The sequence below is a fragment of the Streptomyces sp. NPDC042002 genome (assembly GCF_055588305.1).
Genome location: NZ_JBVJCT010000014.1, coordinates 62,244 through 85,831, shown reverse-complemented (window position 1 = coordinate 85,831; position 23,588 = coordinate 62,244). Strand labels below are relative to the sequence as shown.

The 23,588-nt window shown below is 70.8% G+C and carries 21 protein-coding genes; 8 read left to right on the top strand and 13 right to left on the bottom strand.

Features of this window, described 5'->3' with window-relative positions; genetic code table 11:
* Positions 1 to 36: 36 nt before the first annotated feature.
* Positions 37 to 927, bottom strand: coding sequence for an amidohydrolase family protein (locus ACZ6KY_RS21745; RefSeq protein ID WP_469311934.1), 891 nt, complete (start codon positions 925 to 927; stop codon positions 37 to 39).
* A 147-nt stretch (positions 928 to 1,074) separates the two neighbouring features.
* On the opposite strand from ACZ6KY_RS21745, the gene ACZ6KY_RS21740 reads away from it, so the two are divergent.
* Positions 1,075 to 2,079 carry a LacI family DNA-binding transcriptional regulator gene (locus ACZ6KY_RS21740; RefSeq protein WP_469311933.1) on the top strand — a complete coding sequence of 335 codons (1,005 nt, stop codon included), beginning with the start codon at positions 1,075 to 1,077 and terminating at the stop codon, positions 2,077 to 2,079.
* A gap of 47 nt (positions 2,080 to 2,126) precedes the next feature.
* On the opposite strand, the gene ACZ6KY_RS21735 is transcribed toward ACZ6KY_RS21740, so the two are convergent.
* From ACZ6KY_RS21735 to ACZ6KY_RS21725, 3 genes are all read right to left on the bottom strand, one after another.
* On the bottom strand, positions 2,127 to 2,816 hold the full coding sequence (locus ACZ6KY_RS21735) for a hypothetical protein (RefSeq protein ID WP_469311932.1): 690 nt from the start codon (positions 2,814 to 2,816) through the stop codon (positions 2,127 to 2,129).
* Positions 2,813 to 4,462 carry a serine/threonine-protein kinase gene (locus tag ACZ6KY_RS21730; RefSeq protein ID WP_469311931.1) on the bottom strand — a complete coding sequence of 550 codons (1,650 nt, stop codon included), beginning with the start codon at positions 4,460 to 4,462 and terminating at the stop codon, positions 2,813 to 2,815. Before ACZ6KY_RS21730 ends, ACZ6KY_RS21735 begins: the two co-directional genes overlap by 4 nt.
* A gap of 298 nt (positions 4,463 to 4,760) precedes the next feature.
* Positions 4,761 to 5,621 (bottom strand): oxidoreductase, encoded by an 861-nt coding sequence (locus ACZ6KY_RS21725; RefSeq protein WP_469311930.1) that lies wholly within the window; start codon positions 5,619 to 5,621, stop codon positions 4,761 to 4,763.
* A gap of 389 nt (positions 5,622 to 6,010) precedes the next feature.
* On the opposite strand from ACZ6KY_RS21725, the gene ACZ6KY_RS21720 reads away from it, so the two are divergent.
* A complete protein-coding gene (locus tag ACZ6KY_RS21720) occupies positions 6,011 to 6,751 on the top strand; it encodes a flavodoxin family protein (protein WP_469311929.1) in 741 nt (246 codons plus the stop codon).
* A 1-nt stretch (position 6,752) separates the two neighbouring features.
* Here ACZ6KY_RS21720 and ACZ6KY_RS21715 read toward each other — a convergent pair whose 3' ends face one another.
* On the bottom strand, positions 6,753 to 7,811 hold the full coding sequence (locus ACZ6KY_RS21715) for a PucR family transcriptional regulator (protein WP_469311928.1): 1,059 nt from the start codon (positions 7,809 to 7,811) through the stop codon (positions 6,753 to 6,755).
* A gap of 242 nt (positions 7,812 to 8,053) precedes the next feature.
* On the bottom strand, positions 8,054 to 8,623 hold the full coding sequence (locus ACZ6KY_RS21710; RefSeq protein ID WP_469311927.1) for a TetR/AcrR family transcriptional regulator: 570 nt from the start codon (positions 8,621 to 8,623) through the stop codon (positions 8,054 to 8,056).
* 71 nt (positions 8,624 to 8,694) lie between these two features.
* Between ACZ6KY_RS21710 and ACZ6KY_RS21705 the strand changes: the two genes are divergently transcribed.
* Complete coding sequence (locus ACZ6KY_RS21705) at positions 8,695 to 9,186, top strand: FBP domain-containing protein (protein ID WP_469311926.1); 492 nt, start codon at positions 8,695 to 8,697, stop codon at positions 9,184 to 9,186.
* 346 nt (positions 9,187 to 9,532) lie between these two features.
* Here ACZ6KY_RS21705 and ACZ6KY_RS21700 read toward each other — a convergent pair whose 3' ends face one another.
* Positions 9,533 to 10,186 carry a hypothetical protein gene (locus ACZ6KY_RS21700; RefSeq protein ID WP_469311925.1) on the bottom strand — a complete coding sequence of 218 codons (654 nt, stop codon included), beginning with the start codon at positions 10,184 to 10,186 and terminating at the stop codon, positions 9,533 to 9,535.
* A 417-nt stretch (positions 10,187 to 10,603) separates the two neighbouring features.
* On the opposite strand from ACZ6KY_RS21700, the gene ACZ6KY_RS21695 reads away from it, so the two are divergent.
* Positions 10,604 to 11,023 carry an ATP-binding protein gene (locus tag ACZ6KY_RS21695; protein ID WP_469311924.1) on the top strand — a complete coding sequence of 140 codons (420 nt, stop codon included), beginning with the start codon at positions 10,604 to 10,606 and terminating at the stop codon, positions 11,021 to 11,023.
* A gap of 383 nt (positions 11,024 to 11,406) precedes the next feature.
* On the opposite strand, the gene ACZ6KY_RS21690 is transcribed toward ACZ6KY_RS21695, so the two are convergent.
* Complete coding sequence (locus ACZ6KY_RS21690; protein WP_469311923.1) at positions 11,407 to 14,052, bottom strand: alpha-L-rhamnosidase-related protein; 2,646 nt, start codon at positions 14,050 to 14,052, stop codon at positions 11,407 to 11,409.
* 684 nt (positions 14,053 to 14,736) lie between these two features.
* Here ACZ6KY_RS21690 and ACZ6KY_RS21685 point away from each other — a divergent pair.
* Positions 14,737 to 15,261: a hypothetical protein gene (locus ACZ6KY_RS21685; RefSeq protein ID WP_469311922.1), complete on the top strand. Its 525-nt coding sequence runs from the start codon at positions 14,737 to 14,739 to the stop codon at positions 15,259 to 15,261.
* Between the two features lie 135 nt (positions 15,262 to 15,396).
* Positions 15,397 to 17,280, top strand: a complete 1,884-nt coding sequence (locus ACZ6KY_RS21680; protein ID WP_469311921.1) for a glycoside hydrolase family 15 protein — start codon at positions 15,397 to 15,399, stop codon at positions 17,278 to 17,280.
* A 13-nt stretch (positions 17,281 to 17,293) separates the two neighbouring features.
* Here ACZ6KY_RS21680 and ACZ6KY_RS21675 read toward each other — a convergent pair whose 3' ends face one another.
* From ACZ6KY_RS21675 to ACZ6KY_RS21665, 3 genes are all read right to left on the bottom strand, one after another.
* Positions 17,294 to 18,115, bottom strand: coding sequence for a maleylpyruvate isomerase family mycothiol-dependent enzyme (locus ACZ6KY_RS21675; RefSeq protein ID WP_469311920.1), 822 nt, complete (start codon positions 18,113 to 18,115; stop codon positions 17,294 to 17,296).
* 240 nt (positions 18,116 to 18,355) lie between these two features.
* Positions 18,356 to 18,583, bottom strand: coding sequence for a hypothetical protein (locus ACZ6KY_RS21670; RefSeq protein ID WP_469311919.1), 228 nt, complete (start codon positions 18,581 to 18,583; stop codon positions 18,356 to 18,358).
* A 20-nt stretch (positions 18,584 to 18,603) separates the two neighbouring features.
* Complete coding sequence (locus ACZ6KY_RS21665; RefSeq protein ID WP_469311918.1) at positions 18,604 to 18,777, bottom strand: hypothetical protein; 174 nt, start codon at positions 18,775 to 18,777, stop codon at positions 18,604 to 18,606.
* Between the two features lie 104 nt (positions 18,778 to 18,881).
* Between ACZ6KY_RS21665 and ACZ6KY_RS21660 the strand changes: the two genes are divergently transcribed.
* The gene (locus tag ACZ6KY_RS21660; RefSeq protein ID WP_469311917.1) at positions 18,882 to 19,229 is read left to right on the top strand and encodes a DUF1330 domain-containing protein; all 348 of its coding nucleotides are present in this window, start codon (positions 18,882 to 18,884) and stop codon (positions 19,227 to 19,229) included.
* A gap of 155 nt (positions 19,230 to 19,384) precedes the next feature.
* Here the strand turns inward: ACZ6KY_RS21660 and ACZ6KY_RS21655 are convergent, their stop codons facing one another.
* The gene (locus ACZ6KY_RS21655) at positions 19,385 to 20,617 is read right to left on the bottom strand and encodes a chitinase (RefSeq protein ID WP_469311916.1); all 1,233 of its coding nucleotides are present in this window, start codon (positions 20,615 to 20,617) and stop codon (positions 19,385 to 19,387) included.
* A 248-nt stretch (positions 20,618 to 20,865) separates the two neighbouring features.
* Complete coding sequence (locus ACZ6KY_RS21650; RefSeq protein ID WP_469311915.1) at positions 20,866 to 21,513, bottom strand: TetR/AcrR family transcriptional regulator; 648 nt, start codon at positions 21,511 to 21,513, stop codon at positions 20,866 to 20,868.
* A gap of 561 nt (positions 21,514 to 22,074) precedes the next feature.
* On the opposite strand from ACZ6KY_RS21650, the gene ACZ6KY_RS21645 reads away from it, so the two are divergent.
* The gene (locus tag ACZ6KY_RS21645; RefSeq protein ID WP_469311914.1) at positions 22,075 to 23,496 is read left to right on the top strand and encodes a lipase family protein; all 1,422 of its coding nucleotides are present in this window, start codon (positions 22,075 to 22,077) and stop codon (positions 23,494 to 23,496) included.
* Positions 23,497 to 23,588: the final 92 nt, after the last annotated feature.

Below are 23,588 nucleotides of genomic sequence, written 5' to 3'. Positions count from 1 at the left end.
GCGAGGTTCCCTTCCAGAAGTGGTCCGCCGGGCGGCTCAGGTTCGGCCGTGCAGCAGACGGGCGGGGTTGGCGGTGCGCAGGGCGTGGACGGCGGCGTCCGACCCCAGGTCGGGGATGACGAGCGGCGCGTACGGCCGGTCGCTGCCGCTGACGACGACATCGATGCCGACGGTCCGGACGAGCGCGTCCACGGCTCGCGTGCCGTAGGAGGAGGTGTCGTAGAAGACGTCGAAGTCGACCTCACCACGGCCGCCGCCCCGGGCCGCGAGCCGTTCGCCGTGCAAGGGGGCCAGCCCGGCGAGCGCGGCGAAACAGACACGCAGTCCCGGATGGCGGGCGCGGCCGAAGGCCCGGAACGCGAACCACGCACCGTGCGACTGCTGTTGGTAGGGGACCAGGGCCGCCCACCAGGGCGGGGCCTGGAGGGTGGCCGGAGCCTGGCCCGGATGGACGAACAAGGGCTTGTCGAAGCGGGTGAGGAGGTCCAGGAACGGGGCGCGGTCACGCCAGCCCGCGGCGTCCAGCAGTGCCGTGGCCGGGAGTTGAAGGCCCACGCAGCCCCGGCGCAGGTCGCGCTCCACCGCATCGGGGTCCGGCTCGCTCAGACAGGGGGAGGCCCAGACGCCGAAGGGGGCCGGTAGGGCCAGCGCACCCTCGTGGAAGGCGCTCAGCAGCGGCAGCGCCTCCGTCGCCGGCAGGTACTCGATGCCCAGCGGGCTGGAGAGGGAGACCAGGGCGAGGCCGAGGCCGTCGGCGGCGGCCAGACGGGTACGGGCGTCGATGTCGTGGTCGGCCGGGTCCACCTCGTAGGGCGGCTCGCCCTCCAGGCGCAGTGTCCAGCCGTCGAGGTGTGGCGGCGCGGTGCGCGCACGCAGCAGATCGACGAAGTCGGGCGGCCAGATGTGCTGGTGGACGTCGATGGGCACCCTGAAGTCCTTGGGAGATCCGTGCGGTGACCGCACGGGAGTGTCATTGGTTAAGCGCTTCAGTGATGCGCTTAACTTAAGCGGTTAACAACGAGACGTGTCAAGCACATGCCCGTGATCCGGACGCGGCCCGGTAGGCTTCCGGGCATGGTCAGGCCCCAGAAGCGCACCACCCTCAGGGAGGTGGCCGAGGCCACCGGCCTCTCCACCGCCGCTGTCTCCTACGCCCTGCGCGGCAAGCAGGTCTCCAAGGAGACCGAGGAACGCGTACGCAAGGCCGCGGCCGAACTCGGCTACGAGGCCGACCCCATCGCCCGAGCCCTCGCCAGCGGCCGCACCAGCATGGTCGGCGTGCTCGCCGGCGATCTCCAGGACCTGTGGCAGCAGCAGCTCATGGCGGCCATCGGCCGGGAACTCCTCGCCGGGGACCGCTACGCGCTGATCCTGGACGCGGGCGGCGACCCCGACCGGGAGCTCGTCCTCGCCAAGCAGCTGCGCGATCAGCGGGTCGACGCGCTCGTGGTGTCCCCGGTGAACCCGGCGGCGAAGGCGTGGGCGGCTATCGCCGACGCGCTGCCGGTCGTCGCCGTCGGCGACTCGCTGGGCCGGGCGCGTACGGCCGGGCAGGTCATCTTCGACAACCGGGCCGGGATCGACGCCGTACTGGAGTACCTCCACGGCCTCGGCCACCGCCGGGTGACCGTCCTGACCCCGACCCGGCCGAGCACGCCCGACCGGCCCGCCGACGTCTATGTGCGCGAGGCGGCGGACCGGATAGGGCTGCGAGTCGAACTCGTGCCCTGTCCGCAGGAGTTGGGTGCGGCGACCGTGGTCGCACGGCGGGTCCTCGAAGGGGACCGGCGCGCCACGGCCGTCTTCTGTTTCTCGGACTCCCTGGCCTACGGGGTGTACGCGGCGGCGGCGGAGGCGTCACTCGTCGTGGGGCGCGACGTGTCGGTGGTCGGCTTCGACGACCACCCCGTCTCCCGGGTCCTGACACCGCCGCTGACCACGGTGGGCTGGGGGCTGACCCAGATCGCCGCGGAGGCCGCCCGGTTGACCGCATCCGCGATCGAGGGGAAGCGGGCGCGCAGAAAGCGGATCCTGTGCGCTCCGGTGATGTGCGCGCGTGGATCCGCGGTGGCTCCCTGAAGGCCAGAGAGGTACCGCAGGGCAGGCCGCCCGGCCCTGTCGCCCTGTCATGGGCAGTCGTACGTGAGCCTCGTCGAGACAGTACGGCGCACGGGTGAGATCAGATGCAGTTCGGCGCTCGCCTCGTAGCGGCCGTCGCCCTGGAACGTCCACAACAGGTGCAGCCGGGCCTGTTTCTGACCATGCGTCATGTCCTCGTGCAGGACCTCCGAGAACGTGCCGTCGCTGCGGACCCAGCGGTACGCGAGTGTGCCGGGTCTGCCGTTGGTGGTGACCGTGCCCGTGATGTCGGCGGTTCCGTCGCATCCGGGGGAGGGCGACGCGGCGGAGACCGTGACGCCGTCCACGCCGAGGGACGGCGCGGCGCGGTGCCAGAACAGAAAGGCGACGACGGCCAGCAGCACCACGGCGGGCAGCGCGTGTCTGCGCCACGTCCGGCGGCGTACCGGGACCGCCGGAGGAGCCTCGGTGACCCTGCGCATGGTGTCGGCGTTCACGCCGGGTCCGAAGCGCAGCAGGGTGCCCTCGACCCGGTCGGGACGGGTGTCCCCGGTCGTTGGATCCGACAGCGCCACCGTCGCTGCCGTGGGACCCGACAGCGTCACCGTCGCCGTATCCCCGGACAGGGGAAGCGTGTCGGGGGAGTCCGGCCGCTGGATCCAGTGACTGGCCAGCACGGTCGCGCTGTACTCGTCGTCGGGGGAGGGGGCGCCCGCGGCGCCGGGGTGTTCGGTCATGTGATGATGCACCGCCGCGTCAGTAGCTGTTGAAAGGCGCCACCGTCGGCGGAGGCCGGCTGGGTCCTGGCCTGGACACTCCAGTAGCAGCCCGTTCCCTGGAAGGTGTGGGCGAGGGCGATCGTGTACTGGGTCGACCCGCTGCGCTGATAGGTGTCCGCCGCCCCGTCCTGGGACCCGGCCTGGCCGCTGACCTCACCGGTGAACCACGCGACCGTGATGGTGACCGGTCCGGTTCCGTCGGTGGTGACGGTGGCCGTCGCCGCCGCGGTCGCCGTGCCCGTCTGCCGGAAGCCGCTGAAGGTGACGGACTTGACGTTGACGCCGACGGTGGGCGACGGGGATGCCGTGGTCGGCGCGGCCGTTGTCGTGGCCGGTGCCGTCGGGGGCGCGACGGTGGCGGACCCGGACGCGGTGGTGGCCGCGGACGCCGACGCGGGCGGTTGCGTGGTGGCCTCCGCGGCCGATCCGGAAGCCGTGGGCGCGGCCGATGAGGACGACACGGAGGACGGCGTCGGGGAGCCGGGATCCGTCGTCGTCGTGGGGCCGCTGTCGCCGGTCGGCTGCGCGCTGGTGGTGGCGAGTGCCTGCGCGGCCCTTCGCGGTGTGCCGAAGTCCGGGGCGTGCCGGTCGATGCCGTACGTCAGGAGGAGGGCCGCGACGAGCGCGGCCGCCGCCACGAGCAGCGAGCGCAGGCTCGGCTGCCAGGCTCGGAGCCAGTCGGGTGTCCCGCCGAGGACCGTGCGCGCCGTGTCCGTGGCGCGGCGCGGAACGGAGGGGGCGGAGGGAAGCAGCAGAAGGGACAGTGCCGCGAGCGCCGCGAGCCGCCCGCGGCCGCGCTCCTCCCAGTCCGGACCGTACGCGCCGCCGGCCGTGGCCTCGAGTTCCGCGACGAAGTCCTCGGCATGGGCGGGCCGTTGCTCGGGTGACTTGGCGAGGCCGCGCTGGACGAGGGAGCGCACCGGCTCGGGGACCTCGTCGGCGGGGATGGCTCCGTCCACGTGCTGGAGGGCGAGTTCGGCCAGGTTCTCGCCCGTGTAGGGCTTGCGGCCGGTCAGGCACTCGAAGAACGTCGCGGTCGCGGCGTACACGTCGGCGGCCGGCGAGGCGGGGGCGCCGGTCCACTGCTCGGGAGCCATGTACGACGGGGTGCCCGCGATGCCCGCGGTGGTGCCGTCGGTGGCGGCGATCCCGAAGTCGACGAGCTTCGACGTGCCGTCGGGGCGGACGAGGACGTTCTCCGGTTTGTAGTCACGGTGGACCACGCCGACGCGGTGGGCGTCGGCGAGGCCCAGCAGCGAGCCCTTGAGGAGGACGAGCGCGGCTTCCGGATCGAGCGGGGCCTGCCGGGCGAGCACGGCCCGCAGAGACACGCCGTCCACCAGCTCCATCACGATGGCCGCGCCCTCCGGCCCCTCCACGTACTCGTACAGGCCGGCCACGTGGTCACTCCGCAGCCCGCCGAGCAGCCGTGCCTCCGCCCGGAACTCGTGCACGAAGCCCGGACGCGTACGCAGCGACTCACTGAGGTACTTGACCGCGACCGGATGGCCGGTCTCCTCGTGAACGGCCAGCGCGACGCGCCCGCTCGCCCCCGAACCGAGCTCGCGGGACTCGGTGTAGCCCGGTACCGCCCATGTGCTCATGACCCATGCCTCCCCATGACGTGGGGCACGTGAGGCATTCCGGTCCCCACGCGCTCCAGTCGTGTGCTGTGAGACACGATTGGAGCCGCTTCGGTTGCAGGCGGCCGGGGTGCGCGTCGCCCGGCCGCCGTCATCCGCGTCACACCGGCGGTGGTCGCCGGTCCAGGGCGGTCGTGGCGCGGTTCCGGGCCCTTCGCTCAGCCGACGCGCGCGAGGCCCCGGGCGTCGCGGCGGGACAGGCCGCGGGAGACACGCAGGGGATCGAAGTCGTGGGGCCGGCACTCCCGAAACGCATGCGCTACCCCAGTTCGGCGACGTCCTCGGCGCTCAGTTCGAGTGCTCCGGCGGCGATGTTCTCCTCCAGGTGGGCCAGGGAGCCGGTGCCGGGGATGAGGAGGATGTTGGGCGACCGGGCCAGCAGCCAGGCCAGGGCCACCTGGGGGGTGGTCGCCCGGTGGCGGGCGGCGACGGACTCCAGGTGCTCGGCGGTGACCGGCTGGAAGCCGCCGACCGGGAAGAACGGGACGTAGGCGACGCCGGCTTCCGCGCAGGCGTCGACGAGGGGGTCGTCATCGCGCTGGGACACGTTGTAGAGGTTCTGGACGCAGGAGATCGGCGCGATCTTCCGGGCCTCGGCGAACTCGTCGGCCGTGATGTTGGAAATGCCCAGATGCCGGATCAGGCCCTCGTCGCGCAGTGCCAGCAGGGTTTCCAGGGGCTCGGCCAGGGACGACGCCCCGGATCCGTCGAGATCGCCCAGCCGGAGGTTCACGACGTCCATCCGGTCCAGGCCGAGCGAGCGGAGGTTCGCCTCGATGCCGCGGCGCAGATTGTCGGCGGTGAGACCCGTCTTCTCGTCCGCCGGAAGGGTGATGTCGGCGCCCTCGACCAGCGCGCCCACCTTGGTCACGATCACCAGGTCGTCCGGGTAGGGGTGCAGGGCCTCCCGGATCAGCTCGTTCGCCGACACCCCGTCGCGCGCGTAGTAGTACGAGGTGTCGATGTGGTTCACACCGAGTTCCACGGCCCGGCGCAGAATCCCCAGTGCGGTGTCCCGGTCCGGCTGGTCGCCTCTCGGCCAACCGGTCAGCTTCATGGTGCCGTAGCCGATTCGCGCGACGCTCAAGTCGCCGCCGAGTGCCCATCGTTCAGTCGTCACGATCACCACCCTAGTCCTCCGGCGGAGGGTGTTATCGGTGACGAGCGACGGGTTCCGGACAGGTGCGGCCCGCGAGCCGTGTGGGTCGGGGCCGTCGCGCGACCGACGATCGGCCTCTCACATGGCGCACACCGCAGGGCGTACACGAGAGGGCGCACGGCACGCGGCGTACGGCGTACGGCTGACACCCGCGCGGGCGTGTGACACCCCGGCGCACGTCTTGCGTGACGCGCGCCCGTGCGTCGTTCGGGGACAAGCCGGGGTGCGCGGGAGACGCTGCTCCTGAGCAACCGGCCCATCGGGCCGGCAGCAACCGACCCAGCGGGCCGACGCCGAGTCGTCCCGTGTCCCGGCCCCCACCACCGCAGCCCCGCACGAAGGAGTCCCCCGTGACCGAGTCTCCGTCGACCCCGGCAGCCGACGACGCGTACCGCTTCGACGATCTGCGCGCGCTGTTCATCAACTGCACCCTCAAACCGGCACCCCAGCAGAGCCACACCCAGGGACTGGTCGACAAGAGCAGTCAGATCATGGAGGCCCAGGGAGTCACGGTCGAGGAGGTGCGCGCCGTCGACCACGACATCGCGCCGGGCGTCTACCCGGACATGACCGAACACGGCTTCGCCACGGACGAGTGGCCGGCCATCCAGGAGCGGGTGATGGCCGCGGACATCCTCGTTCTCGCGGGCCCGATCTGGCTCGGTGACAACAGCTCGGTCACCAAACAGGTCGTCGAGCGCCTCTACAGCGGTTCGGGACTGCTCAACTCCGCGGGGCAGTACGCCTATTACGGGCGGGTGGGCGGCTGTCTGATCACCGGTAACGAGGACGGCGTGAAGCACTGTGCGATGAACCTCCTCTACAGCCTCCAGCACCTCGGCTACACCATCCCGCCGCAGGCCGACGCCGGCTGGATCGGTCCGGCGGGTCCCGGCCCGTCGTATCTGGACCCCGGTTCGGGTGGCCCGGAGAACGACTTCACCAACCGCAACACCACCTTCATGACCTGGAACCTGATGCACATGGCGGCCCTGCTGAAGCGGTCCGGCGGCATTCCGGCCCACGGCAACCAGCGTTCGCAATGGGACGCGGGCTGCAGTCCCGACGCGCCGAACCCCGACTACCGCTGAGTCACGGACTCCGCGCGGGCCAGTCCAGCAGTCGGGCGCCGATGACCGCGGTCTGCAGCATGTAGCGCTGCGCGGGGTCGGCGGGGTCGGCCCCGGTGAGCTGGTGGATGCGTTCGAGTCGGTACGTCAGGGCGCGCACGCTCAAGGAGAGACGGCGGGCCGCGGCGGCGGCGACGCAGCCGGTGTCGAAGTACGCGGTGAGGGTGTCAAGGAGCGGCTGGGCGCCGCCGCGGGCGCCGGTGAGCGGACCGAGCGCGGCGAGGACCAGGTCGGCCATCGCCTGGCGGTCCCGGGTGAGAACGGGGTAGACGAGCAGGTCCGCGGCGCGCAGCACGGGAGCGTCCAGGCCGAGCCGCTCGGCGAGTTCGAGGGTCTTCAGCGCCTCCTCGTAGGACTGGACGACGCCGCCGGGGCCGGGCTGGGGCCGGCCGATGGCCACATGCCCGCCGTCGGTGGCCGCGTGCGCCTGCTGGGCGAAGCAGGTGAGGACGTCCTCCTGTTCGCCGGGCGCGACGCACAGCATCCTGCCGTCCTTCGTGGTGAACAGGATGTTGCGGTCGCCGAAGCGGGCGATGAGGGCCTGCTCCACCCGGCGGGGGACGGGCGCCGACTCGTCGTAGGCCGTCGGGCCCTCCGCCACGGCGACCGCGTGCGCGTGGGAGAGGCGCAGGCCGAAGTGTTCCGCGCGCTCGGCGAGGCGGCCCAGGTCGCTGCGCCCGTAGAGGAGGTCGTCGATGAACTCGCGGCGCGCGGCCTCCTCCTTGCGTACGGCGAGGAACTGGGCCCGCCCGTAGCCTTCGGCGAAGGCGTCGATGACCTGTTGGACCGCGGCGAGCGTGCAGTCGGCCGAAGCGGGTGAGGCGGGCCAGGCGGCGCGGGCCGCGGAGAGGTGGGCACTGACGAGGGCGGGCAGGCCGTGACCGGCGTCGGCGGCCCGTTCGCCCAGGGCTCGCCGGGACTCGATCTCGTCCCGGGTGAGGCGCCTGCCGGTGACGGAGACATCGGACAGTATCCGGGCATAGCCCTCCAGATACTGCTCGGGTATCTGCCGTTCCATCACTTCGTCCCCCGGTTTCTTGACGGCCCGGTGACGACTTCTTAGCGGTGACCGGCACGCAGAGCGTAGGCAACACTGCCGGGAACCGGCAATGCGCCCCTCACACACAGAGATGCACGATGTCGGCAGGGGAGCACGGCGGATGGTCCTGTGCCGGACACCGGCAGAGTCGGCGGTGACCGGCACAGGACCGGAAAGACGCCGGGGGCGCCGACGACCCGGCCGATGGAGGAGTCGGGTCGGTCTCAGGGTGCGGGCCAGTTCCGCAGCAGCGAGTCGAGTGCGTCCAGGACACGCGACCAGCTTTCCTGTGAGTCGGGTGAGCTGTGGCTGAACCCTCCGCCCGCCTCGAGGCTCACATAGCCGTGGAACACACTGCCCAGCATCCGGACCGCGTGGGTCTCGTCCGGTTCCGTCAGGTCGTAGCCGCGCAGGATCGCTCGCATCATCCGCGCGTGCTTGACGCCGGCGCTCGCCGCCGCCGTCTCCGGGTCGAGCCTGAGCTGAGCGGCGGCGTAGCGGCCGGGGTGTTCCCTGGCGTAGTCGCGGTAGACGTTCGCGAAGGCGGTCAGGGCGTCCTTGCCGGCCCGCCCGGCCAGCGCGGAGGCCCCTCTGTCGGCGAGTTCGTCCAGAGCGAGCAGGGCGATCCTGGTCTTGAGGTCGTGGGAGCTCCTCACATGCGAGTACAGGCTCGCGACCTTGACATCGAAGCGCCTGGCCAGGGCCGACACGGTCACCTGGTCGAAGCCGACCTCGTCGGCCAGCTCTGCCCCCGCCCGTGTCAGGCGCTCGGCGTTCAGTCCCGCGCGAACCATGTCCTTCCTCTCCCTCGGCGTGGTCGATTATGCATTTGCCTAATGCCTTTAGGCAAATTACGGTGAGCCATATGAAGCCGTTGACCGAGCAAGAGATCCGTGCCGCGTTCGTGAACTGCACCAAGGGTGAGGCGAAGCGCCTCTCCGTTCCGCGCGACCTGGCCGACCGGCCCTGGGACGACCTGGACTACCTCGGCTGGCGGGACCCGCAGGCGCCGGATCGCGCGTACATCGTGGCCGAACTGGACGGCGGTCCGAAGGCCCTCCAACTCCGTTGCCCGGCCGCGACGCCGGGCCAGCAGCGGCGCAGCATGTGTTCGGTGTGCGTGACGACCCACACCGGAGGTGTCTCCCTGATGGTCGCGCCCAAGGCGGGGAAGGCCGGACAGCAGGGCAACTCGGTCGGCGCCTATCTGTGCAGCGACCTCGCCTGCTCGTTGTACGTACGCGGGAGGAAGGACGCGGGCGTCGGAGGGCGGCTCCACGAGTCGCTGACCCTGGAGGAGAAGATCCAGCGGACCGTGGGGAACCTGGCCGCGTTCATCGCCAAGGTGACGGCTTGAGCGACTCCCCGGGCGTCCGGCACCCGAAGTGAGGACGCGTCGGTCTGTCGGAGCCTCTCGCGTGGCGCTCGGCCGTAGTGGTGAGCCAGGCCGCCGGGATGTGCGGGATCCCGCCGGGGTACCGGCTCGCCGTGCGGCGGCGGGCCGCAGCGCGAACGCCGCGGCCGTGGCAGCGGACTTCACCGTGTCGCCGAAGGCGGGACCACCTTCGGGAGAGGGCACATCAAGGTGTTGGGTGCCGAGCCGCGCCGGACACATCGACGGTCATCGCGAGTGCCCCGCCGTTCGGTCGACGAGGTCGGCGTGGACGTCCAAGTCCCTTGCGGTAAAACGGCGTTGACCGGATTCAGTTGCTGTCCGCCACTGCCGCCGCCTCCGTCGGCCGGTCCGCGCTCGGTGCCGGCGCGGACGGCTCCTGAGCGCCGACGGCCGTGTAGAACACGGAACTGCCCTGCTTGGCGCGGTGGGCATGGCTCTTGGCCACGAGGTTCTCGAGCGTGGTCCGGACGACGTTGGTCTGGATGCGACGCTCGGGGTGGGTCTGGCCGAGCGCCGTCGACACCTCCGCGGCCGAGCGCGGTTCCCGCTGTTCCGTGAGGTAGCGGCGGATGAGATCGATGAGCGTGGGCTGAGCCGAGGTGGCCTTTGGAGCGGGCTTCTTGGCCGCCGACGTCGGGGCCGCCGTCTCCTTCACGGCGTCGGCCTTCTTGGTCCGCGTGCGCTTGCCGTCGGCGGACTTGCGGGGGGACTTCTGGCGGGGCACCGAGGATGCCGACGTCGGCTCGGGACCGGCCTCGACGACCGTGCCCGTGGCACCGCCCAGCGCCTGGTGCAGGTTGGTGAGGACTGCGTGGTCGTGCCGCAGAGCGTTCAACTGCTCCTGCAGTGCGTCGATTTCCGCACTGACGCGCTCCTGCTCCTTCGCGTTGCGCTCCAGGTCGCCGACCACCTGAGCGGTGTACTGCGATGTCAGTTCGGTGGGAGTCTTGGTGTCGGGCACGATGGAGACCTCTCTTCGGCGCGCGGTCGCCACATGAACACACCGGGAAGGTGCCGGAGGGTGGGGCGTGTTCCTGTTGACCGGGCTGCGTGGCTGGGCGACCGCACTTGATGCGTATGCCCCGGCTTACAGATAGTACGGACACTGTTGGCCTGTTGTTCCCTTCGCGTGCTGGTTCGCCCCAAAGGGGAGCTCGGGTTGTGGTGCCGGATTGACTCCGATCGACTCCCGCAGGTGTCGTCAGCGCCCCGCACACCTCGTGCGCGAGGCCTTGCTTGAACCCGTCGAGGAGCGCGCACGGAAGGTCGCCGCGATGTCTCAGCCGCGTTGGCGGTAGGTCGACTGTGTGGGCGGCTTTTGGGTACTCGGCCAGTACGAGAGGGCACGGGAGACGCGATACGGGAGTGAGGTCGGGCGATGGCGGTCAAGGCGATGGGCTGGGCGCACTCGTTCCCGGTCTCCGGAGGGGTGAGCGCCGGGCGGCGCTGGACCCGTGGGCACCTGGAGTCCCTGGCGTGGACGGCCGAGGAACCCGAGACGGTGGACGCCGTCGTGCTGGCGGTGTCCGAACTGCTCACCAACGCACACATCCACGCTCACAGCGACGCTCATCTCGTCCTCACGTGGGACGGCGACTGCCTGCATGTGAGTGTCCACGACGAGGACTCCACGCTGCCGCTCCAGCGTGATCCCGAGCCGGGCGCGGTGTCCGGCCGAGGGGTCGGCATCGTGCGGATGCTCGCCGACGAGTGGGCCATGAAGTGTCAGCGGCACGGGAAAACGGTCACGGCGTGCTTCCGCCCGACCGGCGCAGGACAGCACCGTGACGGTGACTGAGGCTCCCTGACTTTCATGGGCGGAGCGTGCGCGTGAGGTCTGCGTGCCGATGCCGAAGGGAGGTCATGGGGTCCGGGTGGCAGGAACGGACGGGACAGGAACCGGTGAGCGGGGGGGGGGGGCGGGGGGGGGGGGGGGGGGGGGGGGGGGAGGGGGGGGGGAGGGGGGGGGGGGGGGGCGGGAGGGAAAGAGCAACCCACCCCCCCCCCCCCCCCCCCCCCCCCCCCCCCCCCCCCCCCCCCCCCCCGCGCCCGGTGCGTCAAGGGCAGCGGAACGCGGCGGGTGTGCGGTCACCGACGACGGCAGCCGGATGGATTCCCTCCCCGGCCCCGGCCCGGGTAGGCCCGATCACACCTCCCACGACACCCCTCGGCCGTGTCGAATCAGTCGTGCCGAACGGCGGAGAAGCGGTGTGTGCCCGCGCGCAAGCCGGTGACCGTGATCCGGCCGTCGGTGACCCGGACGTCGCCGCCCGCCGACTCCCGGTGCCCGCCCCAGAGCACGCGCCCGCCCTTTCGAACCGTCACACCACGACTGTCCATCGGGAACGCGACCGCACCTCGGGTTCCCGCGGGCACCTGCACGGTCAACGCGAAGACCTTCGTGCTGTTCTCCCACGAGACCTTCAAAGGTCCCTGAGGTGTGGGCAGTTGTCCTTGAGCCCAGGCGATGCCAGCGGGATGCGGGCGCACTTCCCAGGTGACGTATCCGGGGGATGTCGGCACGGCGCCCAGCAGTTGGTGCGTCAACGCCGGGAGAACGCCCGTGGACCAGCCGTGCGCCATGCTGGTGTAGGCACCCTCGTACAACGATCCGCCGGGACCGATGCCCTCCCAGTTCGTGATGCCGGGGTCGTGGCTGTCCATCCAGCCGTACGTGCGCCGGATCTGGTCGACGGCTGACTCCGCCCGGCCCGCCTCGAAGCGTGCCACGATCTCGGGGTACGAGGTGAAGGCGTACACACGCTGTGAGGCGTCGTCGAAGATGGTGTCGTTGTCCATGAACGCGTTGCCGTAAGGCCGTTGTGTGGTGGCGTCGAGATGGGCGAGGGCCGAGGCGGCGCGTCCGCTGTCGGCGACACCCGCCGTGATGGCGATGGCGTTGCCGTCCTGCGCGTGCCTGACGGGTCCGGTCGCGGAGTCGAGGTAGGCGCCGGCGGCCTCGTCCCACAGATGGGTGTTGACGGCGTCCTTCACCGACACGGCCCGCTGGGTCCAGCGGTTCGCGTCCTCCTCGCGCCCCAGCCAACGAGCCAGCCTCGCCGCGTCGTTGAGGGCCCGCACGTAGTTGGCGTTGTAGTAGGTGACGCGTCCGGTGCGGTCCAGGAACGCGTAATCGCCGTATCCCCCGGTGCCGTTGAGACCCTTGCTCAGGAGGCCGGCGCTGTCGGTGACACTCGGATACCAGGTGTCGAGCACCTTCAGCAGGTTCGGGTAGTAGCGGTTCGCGTAGGAGCGGTCACCCGTGTAGAGCACATAGTCCCAACTGCACGTCACCCACCACAGCGGATAGTCGAACAGGGGCAGCGCGTAACCGGAGATGGAGGCGGGCGGGATCCAGCCGTCGGCACGCTGATGGTCGGCGAGGTCGGCCAGGACGTTGCGTGCGGCGGCGGCCGCGTCGTCATGCGTCAGATAGAGGGTGCGCGCCGACACCGCCAAGTCGCCGACATAGGGGTCCCGGTCGCGCTTGGCACCGTCGTGCAGCACCGACTTGCCTTCGAGCGAGGGGCTCCAGGCGTTGCGGGGGTCGACGTCGTCCTGACGGAAGGTGTCCGTGACCAGCTCATTGGTGTACGAGGCTCCGTACCAGTAGCGATTGAGGTCGTCGTCGGAGCACAGGAACCATCCGCGGTAGGTGCTCGGCGTGCCCAGATAAGCGCTGAAGTCGAGGCCGACGGAGTCGATCTCGACGGTTCCCCACGGCTGAGCGGCAGGCGCGTCGCCCGCCAGTGCGTCGAGTGTGATCCTGAGATAGCGGAAGCCGTGCAGTCCGTCCGCGTAGACCTTGTCGCCCGCCTGAAAGCCCTTCTGGCCGGTCCAGTCCGCGCCCGCGGCCGGTACGGCGAACTGGTCGGTTCCCTGTCCCGCCCCGCCGGACTGGTCGGAGCGCGTGAAGTCGGAGCGGTCGGTCAGGAACTGCTGGGTCTCGGAGAACGCGAGCCGCACACCGGGGGAGTTGTCCGACGCGGAGGTGAAGCGGACGCGCGGATGTCCCACGACGACCTTGCCGAAGTCCACCGTGACACCGGGTGTCACCACCGCCGAGACGGGCTCCGGCCACACCTCGTCGACCCGGGTGAAGGCCCCTCGCGGAGTGTTCTGGACGCCCGTCACCGTGATGCGGACCTTGGTGGTGGACACCTTGGCCGCGAAGGGCACGGCACGTTGGATGACATCGTTGTCCACGACCGTGGCGACCGTCTGCCACGCGCCGTTCTGCCACACGTCGACCGTGAAGCCGGTGGGGACGCCGTCGCTGTTGGAGATCAGCGTGATGCCCGGCAGTTCGCGCGTCGCCGGAAGCGTGATGGTGAGGGTGTCGGGAAACACGCCCGGCGTGTCGTCGTTCCAGAAGGTGTCAGGATCGCCGTCGATGGCGTTCTTGGCGTCGTAGGTGCGCGGCTGTCCGTCGTCGCCGTTGTTGCCCGCGTGAGCCGAGGAGGCCTCGGCCACGGTGCCGTCGGGCCAGCGCGGGGCCGGGGCGGGCTGGGGGCGCCGCAGGACGGTGCGGGGGCCGCCGGGTCGCAACAGGCCCTCGGGGCCGGTGACATCTCCGGTGGAGGCGATGACGCGCACGGGCCGCACCGCACGCGACGCCGGAGCCTGTACGTAGCGCTGCCAGCCTGTTCCGGAGCGCGGCGCGGTCGAGGGGGCCGCCGCGCCGGCCGATCTCTCGGCGGCGGACGCGGTCCCCGCGGCCGGGAGCCCCACGGCGGACAGAGCCAGGGCACCGGCCCCGGCGGCGACGGCCGTTCGCCGGGGAATACCGGACCGCGGGGCGTTCTCGGAAGTGCTGTTCGACGGCATGACGCCTCATTCCTCAACTGATTGAAACGATTCAATCGTGGTGGGCGAGGTGACGTTATCTCAGGACGTGGGTCGCGTACAGACATCGCGCCGTGCTCGGCTCGGATCGAACGCGACGCCGATGAACTCAAAGACGACCTGATGATCCGATCGGCCCCGGCCGGCGCGGACGGAACCGGAACGGACGCCTGCCGGAAGTGATCCGCGGCGAACTCGCCGCCGAGGCGGCCGGCGCCGGGCCGGGCTGGACCGCTTGAGCCGGAAGCCCGTCCGGGATCGGAATCATGGATGACCCATGTGCCCGCCGGTTCTCTCCGGCGCGGGAGCCGGCTCTCGGCCGATCGTGCGGTGGGCGATGGTCGGTGCCTTGTTCGTCAGCGCCGGAACAAGGGCGGCACCCGGACCAGTGCGGCTCCGAGAAGGGGAGGCGCTGAACGGCGAGCAGGTATGGACCCTCGCAGCGGCTGTCCGCAGTGAGCGCAGTAGCCGCCCCGCGGCATGACTGCGGCACCGCAGGCTGTGCGGAACATGAATCCCGCGCCGGTCGACAAGTCCCCTCGATGACGTGAGCGGACATCGTAGGGGAGCCCCTGGCGGCCTCGGCGAGCTGGTTCCCCGACCGCGACCCGCGCCGGACGGCCCACTCGGCGGGCGCGGCGGTCGCCCTCTGCCTATCTTGAATTGGTGAGTGGCTCCAGCGTTCCACCTGAGCGTGGAGATCGTGCAGACCGGCCGGCCGGCCCTCGAACCGACTACGCGGGCGCCATCTACGGCTCGATCCTGGCCGCCTCGGTGGTGGCCACGGCCGGAACGGGAGGGGAGTACCCACGGCTCGAGGCCGTCGTGCTGCTGGTGATCACCGGCTTGGTCTTCTGGGCGACCCATGTCTACGCGCAGATCGCCGGGGAACGCATGGTCGGTCAGCCCTGGTCCTGGCGGGAGATCCGCCGGATCGGTGGGCACGAGTGGTCCATCGTCGAGGCCGCCACCCTTCCCGCCGCCGCCGTGGCCCTCACCGCCGTGTTCGACATGAGTGTGAGCACGGGCCTGTGGATCGCTCTGGGCATCGCGGTGGCCCAGCAGGTCATGTGGGCGTGCCTCGGAGCCGCCCGCGCCGGTGCCTCCCGCGGGCTGATCGTCGCCGAGGGATTCGTGAACCTGTTTCTCGGACTGATCATCGTGGCCGCCAAAGTCGTCCTGAAGCACTGATGCCATCGGCCGAGCGGCCGCGTGGTCGCGTGTACGAAACCCAGGCCCGGGAACGTACGAACGCCCCGGACCTCGGATAACTCGTTAGCCTGGAGCGGAGGGGGAGGCTCGGGCTGCGGCCCAGAGGAGGCCGGAATGGCTGATGTGACTCCTGAGGCCAGGGTGAACGATGAGACTCGTGGTGTGCCCGGTGGACCTCGTGGCACCGGCACTCCCCGCTATCTGCCCATCGCCGACCACGGTCTGATCGGCGACCTGCGCAGCGCGGCCCTGGTCGGCACGGACGGCACCATCGACTGGTACTGCTGCCCGCGCTTCGACGCGCCCAGCGTCTTCGCCTCGATCCTGGACGCCGACCGCGGCGGCTGCTTCGAACTCGCCGCCGACGTCCCGGCGCGTACGAAGCAGTTCTATTTTCCCGACACGAATGTACTGATCACCCGGTTCTTCGCGGACGACGGGGTCGGTGAGATCCAGGACTTCATGCCGGTCGTCGACGACTCGCACGAGGCCGACCGGCACCGCCTGATCCGCCGTGTGGTGTGCGTCCGCGGAACGCTGCCCTTTCGGGCGCGGGTCGCCCCCCGCTTCGAGTACGGGTCGGTCCCGCACACCGTGCGCGTGGACGGCGGCCAGGCCGTCTTCACCTCGCCCGCGCTCAAGCTGGCCCTGACGTCCACCGTGCCGATCGAGGTCGCCGGCAACGACGTGTGGTCCCTGTTCAAGCTGCGCGAGGGGGAGACCGCGGTCTTCGCCCTCGACCAGATCGACGACGAGGTGGCCCCGCGCTTCTGCGCCGTGACCGAGGCCGAGCGGGACTTCAACGCCACCGTGCGCTACTGGCGGCGCTGGCTGTCCCAGTCGCGCTACCGCGGCCGCTGGCGGGAGATGGTGCACCGCTCCGCCCTCACGCTGAAACTGCTCACGTACGCCCCCACCGGCGCCATCATCGCCGCGCCGACCACCAGCCTGCCCGAAAGGATCGGCGGTGAGCGGAACTGGGACTACCGCTATGTGTGGATCCGTGACGCCGCGTTCTGTGTGTACGCCCTGCTGCGTCTCGGCTTCACCGACGAGGCCGAGGCCTTCATGGGCTTCCTCGCCGAGCACGTCCAGAGCGACATTCCCGAACGTGTCGGCCCGGACGGCCCGCTGCAGATCATGTACGGCATCGACGGGCGCCGTGACCTGCCCGAACGCGAGCTGACGCACCTGGAGGGCTATCGGGGATCCGCTCCCGTGCGCATCGGCAACGGCGCCGTCGGCCAGCTCCAGCTGGACATCTACGGTGCCCTCGTCGACTGCCTCTACCTCTACGACAAGTGGGGGCAGCCCCTCTCCAGCGCGCACTGGGACAATGTCAGCGGGCTCGTCGACTGGGTGTGCGACAACTGGGACCAGCCCGACGAGGGGGTGTGGGAGACCCGCGGGGGCCGCAAACCCTTCCTCTACTCCCGGCTCATGTGCTGGGTGGCCATCGAACGGGCCATGCGGCTGGCCCGGCACCGCGGCCTGCCCGGCGACGTCATCCGGTGGGGCACCGTCCGCGACACGATCTACCGGCGGATCATGAGCCAGGGCTGGTCCACCAGACGCAACGCCTTCACCCAGACCGAGAACAGCGACATCCTCGACGCGTCGCTGCTGATGATGCCGCTCGGGAAGTTCATCTCCCCGACCGACCCGAGATGGCTCGCCACCCTCGACGCCCTGGGTGAGGACCTGGTCTCCGACTCCCTGGTCTACCGCTACGACCCGCAGGCGAGCCCCGACGGCCTCAAGGGCGAGGAGGGCACGTTCTCGATCTGCTCCTTCTGGTACGTCGAGGCACTCACCCGCGCGGGCAGGCTCGACGAGGCCCGACTCGCCTTCGAGAAGATGCTCACGTACGCCAACCACCTCGGCCTCTACGCGGAGGAGATCGGCCACACCGGTGAACAGTGCGGCAACTTCCCCCAGGCCTTCACCCACCTCGCCCTGATCAGCGCCGCCTTCAACCTCGACCGCAAACTCGGCTGACCCCCTGCCCGGCTCAGGGCGCGGTGAAGAGGCCCGGGAAGCGGGGCGCGAGCCAGGGCTTGCGGCCCCGGACGAGGATGCGGCCGCGGGCGATGGGGCCCACCTGTCCTTGGCGGCCGAGCGCCATCAGGAGGAAGGTGACCGGCTCGATGGAGATGGTGCAGTCCGGCCTGTCCGGTGGCTGCCCGTCGACGGTCAGTACGCCGTCGGCCAGCGTCACGCCGAACCCGTCGCCGCCCCACAGCCGTATGCCGTAGCGGGCGTTCATGCCGGCGGTGCGGAGCGGATCGGTCACCCTTGGCATCGCGGTGAGCATGAACGGCAGGGTCAGCCCGACCCGGGCCCGGTCGAGCATGTGCGCCCGGCCCAGCGCGCGGGCGAGGTCGTAGCCGTGGCCGAGCATGTGCGCGAGCAGGTACGACCCCAGTTCCTGGGGACTCATCGAGCCCAGCGGAGTGACGACGGGCCCCTCCTGCGCCCCTTCCTCCAACGCCTTCACACAGGCATCGGCGTGTTCGACGATCATCGCCGCCAAGGGTTCGGCCGTCCGCTCCCCGAACTCCGCCAGCGACCGCTCGTTGGCCCCGGCGAGGCTCTGCGGTGTGCCGTCCCCGTAGGGGCGCGCATGTCCCGCCGCCAGTTCCGCCATCAGTTCGTTGGCCAGGGCCAGATGCGCCGCCGCCTCACCGACGCTCCACTCCGCTCCGGGGATGCGGCGTTCCATGTCGGCGTCGGTCCGCAGCAGCGCGGCGATCTCCTCGGCGGTCTCGTGTATCGCCGCGCCCAGTCCTTCGGGCAGCGGCCTCCGCACGTCCTGCCCAGCCACTGAGTCCACGTTGTCGCCTTTCCTGCCGGCCTCGCCTCGTTCCGGGCTGCCGGGAGACCGTGGTGAGGCGAGGCGCCATTTGCTCACCGGGGGTACAGAAGACCAGGCAACGGGAGCAGCGACAAGACCCTGAACAGCGAGAACGCGCGTCGCGGGCGGGAGTTGGGTGACAAAGCGGGCATTCGTATCGCGCAGGAGCAGCCGGTCCCTGAGAAGGGACCCGTGGCCATCCGCCGGAGTCCTGTCACGTCAGCGGCAGGTCGGAGAGCCCTTGAAGCGTTTCCAGGGCAGCTTCACGTGTTCGGTGGCGGTGGTGTGGGCGCGGCTGACGGTCACCGCCGGAGTCATGTCCGTGGTCCTCAACTGCGGCCGCGCCTGGGTACGTCGGCGCAACAACGCCCGCCACCTGGCATCGTCGCCGCCCGATGTCGCGAACGCCCCCGAGGCCGTGACGAGAAGGGCCTGCGCCGGCGTCACCCGCTGTCCGCGGCGTGGCTTCAGGCCGCCGCTTCCAGAACCAGGCCGGCGTCGCGCCGCCCGAGTCGTCGCCACCCGGCCTCGTCGATCGAGAGCCGGGCATGGCCCCGTCGCACCAGCGTCATCGCGTAGGTGGTCCTGCCCGGCCCCGGAAGACCACACATCAGTACGGCCGTGCTCACTCGTCGCGTCACGGAGCCAGGTCAGAGGGGGGCGCTTACCTCTCGGGTAATCGACTCCGGTGTGCCCTTCCGGCAGGGTCGTCCGTGTACGGAGCCCGAACGGCCGGAAGGACGCCATGACCGCGTACGCCATAGCTCACCTGCGGGAAGCCGCACCGCATCCGGAGATCGCCGAGTACATCGAGCGGATCGGCGCCACCTTCGAACCGTACGGTGGCCGATTCCTCGTGCACGCCGCACGGCATGAGGTGATGGAGGGCAGCTGGCCCGGTCATGTCGTGGTGATCGGCTTCCCCGCCATCGCCGAGGCGCGTGCCTGGTGGGACTCACCCGCGTACCGGGAGATCGCACCGCTGCGCTCGCGGCACGTCGAGGGGGACATCATCCTGGTCCCGGGCGTTCCCGACGGCTACGACCCGACGGCCACCGCGAGGGCGATGCGGGAGGCCCCGCCGGCCGAGTAGCCCGCGTGCCGACCAGTGGCGTACGCACTGGGGGGATGGCGTCGCCCGGAACTCGGGTGACGCCATCCCCCCCAGAGGTACCGCTCGGCGGGCCGTGGAGCCGATGGAGCCGGGCGGGGCACCCGTGGGGAACCCCGTCCGGAGCCGATCAGCTGTCAGCAGGCGCCTTCGTCCTGCCACGGACCCCAGTCAACGCCGGTCGGCGTCTCGTTCTGGGTCCACCACTTGGCCTTCCAGTTGTGATTGTTGTACGACGCCTCGTTGCCGGCCGTGTAGACCGTGGTCGAGTTCCAAGCCGTCTTGCAGCCGGTGCTCGGCGGCGTGGGAGTCGGGGTCGGAGTCGGCGTGGGCGTGGGGGTGGGTGTGCCGGTAGGCGGGGTCGCGCCGGCGAACTTCACCGAGTACTTCGCGAAGTCCCAGGAGTTCTGGGCCACGCTGGAGCAAGTGCCCGACGTACGGCCGCCGTTGTCGGCGGGTGAGCACTGACGGTCCCGGTTGAGGGACCAGAAGGTGAAGCGGTCCATGTTGTGGCTGGTGGCGAAGTCCAGCACCGTCTGGAAGTCGGCCTGGGAGAAGTACTCGCCACTGTCGCTGCGGCCGTTCATGCCCGAGAAGCCCTCATGGGCGTACGCGGTCGCCTGGTCCCAGCCGAAGGTCGACTGGAGGATGGTGTTGAAGTTGGCGAGCGCGCTGGTCTGGGACGCGGCGCCGTTGAAGCCGCCGTCGAACGGCATGATGGAGAAGTTGTTCGGAGTGAAGCCCTGCGACTTCGCCTCCAGCAGCATCTGCTTGCCGAACCAGCCGGTTCCGTCCGCCGTTCCGGGCGTGGTGACGGACACGTACAGGCCCGCGTTGTTCTGCTGAAGGATCTTGGCGGCGCCGATCTCGTTCTTGATGGCCGCCGTGTTCTCGTACTCCGGCTCCTCAAGGTCGAAGTCGATCGCGTGCAGGCCGTACTTGGTGATGACCTGCTGGTACGCGGCAGCGGTCGCGGCCGGGTCCGAGCAGGTCTGGCCGAGCTTGGTGCCGCCGTAGCCGCCGATGGAGATGGAGACGTCGCCGCCCTTGGCACGGATGGTGTTGATGACCGACTGCACGGCGGTGTCCGAGGAGACCGCGGCCGTCCCGCCCCAAGTGGGCGAGCATCCACCGCCGTTGGGGGCGAGGACGAAGGCGAGCTGGAATGCCTTGAGACCGGTCGCGTCCATGATGGCGCCCGCGTCCGGCGGATCGTTGTCCAGCGGCATCAGGTAGGGGGCGGCGGCGTACCACCGGTTGCTGAGCGCGCTGGTCGCGCCCGAGGCGCTGCCCGCGACGAGCGCGGTAGTGCCGACCGCAGCCAGGCTGACGGCGGCTGCCGCGCCCAGACATGCGCGAAAACGTCTCACTGTGCCTCCAGAGGGGTGGGGGAGCCCCAGCTTCCGGTCCCTGTCGCGATCACGTCAATATTGTTGGACTAGACCAGACGGGTCTTTGGACTAGACCAGGTGAACTCTTTACCCGGCCGCCCTCTCTTCTCGTCTCTTGTGGGGCGCGAGGGGACGATTCACGCTCGTGAGCCCGGGCGCCCTCGCCGGAGCGGGATCTCCGCTCAAGTGCGACCCGGCTTCAACTGGCCAAGTCCGGTGGGCCGTTGTCAGTACGGCAGGCCCTCCGACGCCGCGTGCAGGGCGGCGTGCAGGCATGCGGCGAGATCCTCTTCCGAGGCCCGTGCCTCGTCGGCGAAGCGCACGGCGAAGTCCTCCGCCGCCGCCCGCAGCGCGCCGTTGACGGTGGCGGCGTGCACCTTCACCCGTAGATCGTCGGCGCTCCTGCCGGAACGCCGGGCGAGGAGTTCGGTGAGGACGGGCAGCGCGTCGTCGTGCGCCTGGAGCCAGACGGCACGCAGTGCCGGCTCGGTGGGGGTCATGCGGATCAGGTCGAGCACCGCGGGGTCGGCGGACGGCAGTTTCCCGTGCCGGCAGGAATGGGTGAGGAAGTCCAGCAGGCCGGTCTCCGGCGGCCAGTGCCGCAGTTGATCCGTGGCGGCGTCAAGTCCCGCTGTGAGCAAGGGGCGTACGCAGCTCTCCTTGGTGGGGAAGTGGCGCCACAACGTGCGGGTCGAGACACCCACCGCCTCCGCGATCTGGTCGCCCGTGGTGCTCGTGACGCCTTGTGAGACGAACAGGCGGACGGCCTCGCGGGCTATGTCCAGGCGGAGAGCCTTCTTGCGTCGTTCGCCCAGTGACGGCCTCGCGGCCGAGGCGGCCGTCGTGGCCCGGTCTGCGGGTGCCGCATCGCGCACCGTTGCCCACCGCCCCTGTCTCTTCGACCGTCGGCAGCATAGCGGGCTCCTCGGAAATGACGCACGCAGACATCTTGTCACTGGGTGACATCCGCTCCTACTCTCCTTATGTGACTCGGGAGTAACTAGCGCGCGTCGAAAGGGACTTCGGCGTCCGCCGCTGTCGAGGACAGGTTCAGGAACAGGGCAGCACAGACAGCACGGGACGGCGGAGCCACAGCCACGAGCACCAGGGCCGCGCCGTATACGGAACCCCCAGGACATTCGCCTCGCCCGGCGTCGTACGACGCGTGGGCGGGCACCGCAGCGCGCGCCGCCCGGCCGACGGCGCGCGGTGCGGTGCCTCTGTCCGCCCACCCCCGCGACGCGGGCGGGTGCGGTCACGACCTGCCCCCGTCCGACTCCGGGCGCTGCCCTTTCCCCCGCACCGACCTGAATCCGCCATCAGCGGTCCCGAGATGGCGGCCCGGTCGGCACCTCGGCCCGAGCCGGTGTCACGCCATTGACGCCGTAGGCCGCCCGCACGACCCCCACGTTTTGACGAAGCAGGGAGTGAGCCGCATGGAACGACCCCACAGCACCCATCAGCCGCATCCGGCGTCCAGCCGACGTCCCCACCCGGAGCGGACTTCCCCCGCCGCGCGCCCCGGGCCCGCCGCAGCGAACCGCGGCCGCCTCCTCGCCACCGCAATCGCGGCTCTCGCCTGCCTCGGTGTCCAGGCGATCCCCGCCGCGGCGGCCGGTACCGGCGACGTGGTCTCCCGGGGCGTGACCATTCCCGCGTTCTACACGCCGCCCGCGAGCCTCCCCTCGGCCAACGGCACCCTGGTCCGCAGCGAACCCCTTCCGCTCGCCCTCAGCCTGCCCGGCCTCGACGGTCCGCTCCCCGGCACCGCGACCCGCCTGATGTACAAGTCGACCGACTCCAACGGGCAGCCGGTGGCGGTGACCGGCGCCTACATCGAGCCCTCGGCCGCCTGGAAGGGCGGCGGACCGCGACCCCTGGTGGCCGTGGCCCCCGGCACCATGGGCCAGGGCGACCAGTGCGCGGCCTCCATGGGCCTTGAGCACCCGATCACCCTGAACGGCGAGACGGTGTCGGTCGGTTACGAGGACCTCGCGATCTACCGGCTCCTGGCCTCCGGCACCGCGGTGGTCGTCACCGACTACGCGGGACTGGGCGCGACCGACCGGCTCCACACGTACGTCAACCGCCTCGACGGCGGCCACGCACTCCTCGACGCCGTCCGCGCGGCCCGCGCGCTGACCGGGGCGTCGATCACCTCCGCCTCGCCCGTCGGCCTCTTCGGCTACAGCCAGGGCGGCGGCGCCAGCACGTCGGCGGCCGAACTCCAGCCCTCCTACGCCCCGGACATCACCCTGGCCGGCACCTACTCCGGAGCGCCGCCCGCCAACCTCACCGATGTGATCAAGGGCATCGACGGCAGCGCCCTCGCCGGTGCTCTCGGCTGGTCCCTCAACGGCTTCCTGCAGTCCGACCCCGACCTGCGGGCCGTCGCCGACGCCGACCTCAACGCCGCCGGGAAGGCCGCGCTGAACGACCTGTCCACGATGTGCGTCGGCGACGCCATCCTCGGATACGCGTTCAAGAAGAGCACGTCCTGGACGACGGACGGCGAGTCCGTCAGCGACCTCGTCGCGAGGACACCGGCACTTCGGGCCACACTCGACAACCAGCGCATAGGCAACCTGAAGCCGACCAGTCCGGTACGCCTGGCCACCGGCATCCAGGACGACATCGTCCCGCACGGCCAGGCCCGTCAACTCGCCGTCGACTGGTGCCGCAAGGGCGCGAACATCACCTACGACGCCATCAACCTGCCGAACCTCGGCGACGGACTGCTCACCAACCACATCGCGCCCCTCATCACCGACCAGGGCGACGCCATCTCCTGGCTGACCGACCGCCTCTCCGGCCGGCGGGCCACCTCCAACTGCTGGACGATGCCCCTGCAGCCCTGAGACGCGTGCCGGGGGGGGGGGGGGGGGGGGGGGGGGGCGCCGGGACAGGGGGAAGGAAGAGCAGGAGAGAAAAGGGTGAGGGAGAATCGGAA

Coding starts and splice junctions, on each gene's coding strand:
- ACZ6KY_RS21740 (WP_469311933.1), top strand. CDS start 1,075: ATGGTCAGGCCCCAGAAGCGCACCACCCTCAGGGAGGTGGCCGAGGCC.
- ACZ6KY_RS21735 (WP_469311932.1), bottom strand. CDS start 2,816: ATGACCGAACACCCCGGCGCCGCGGGCGCCCCCTCCCCCGACGACGAG.
- ACZ6KY_RS21730 (WP_469311931.1), bottom strand. CDS start 4,462: ATGAGCACATGGGCGGTACCGGGCTACACCGAGTCCCGCGAGCTCGGT.
- ACZ6KY_RS21710 (WP_469311927.1), bottom strand. CDS start 8,623: ATGGTTCGCGCGGGACTGAACGCCGAGCGCCTGACACGGGCGGGGGCA.
- ACZ6KY_RS21705 (WP_469311926.1), top strand. CDS start 8,695: ATGAAGCCGTTGACCGAGCAAGAGATCCGTGCCGCGTTCGTGAACTGC.
- ACZ6KY_RS21695 (WP_469311924.1), top strand. CDS start 10,604: ATGGCGGTCAAGGCGATGGGCTGGGCGCACTCGTTCCCGGTCTCCGGA.
- ACZ6KY_RS21690 (WP_469311923.1), bottom strand. CDS start 14,052: ATGCCGTCGAACAGCACTTCCGAGAACGCCCCGCGGTCCGGTATTCCC.
- ACZ6KY_RS21680 (WP_469311921.1), top strand. CDS start 15,397: ATGGCTGATGTGACTCCTGAGGCCAGGGTGAACGATGAGACTCGTGGT.
- ACZ6KY_RS21660 (WP_469311917.1), top strand. CDS start 18,882: ATGACCGCGTACGCCATAGCTCACCTGCGGGAAGCCGCACCGCATCCG.
- ACZ6KY_RS21645 (WP_469311914.1), top strand. CDS start 22,075: ATGGAACGACCCCACAGCACCCATCAGCCGCATCCGGCGTCCAGCCGA.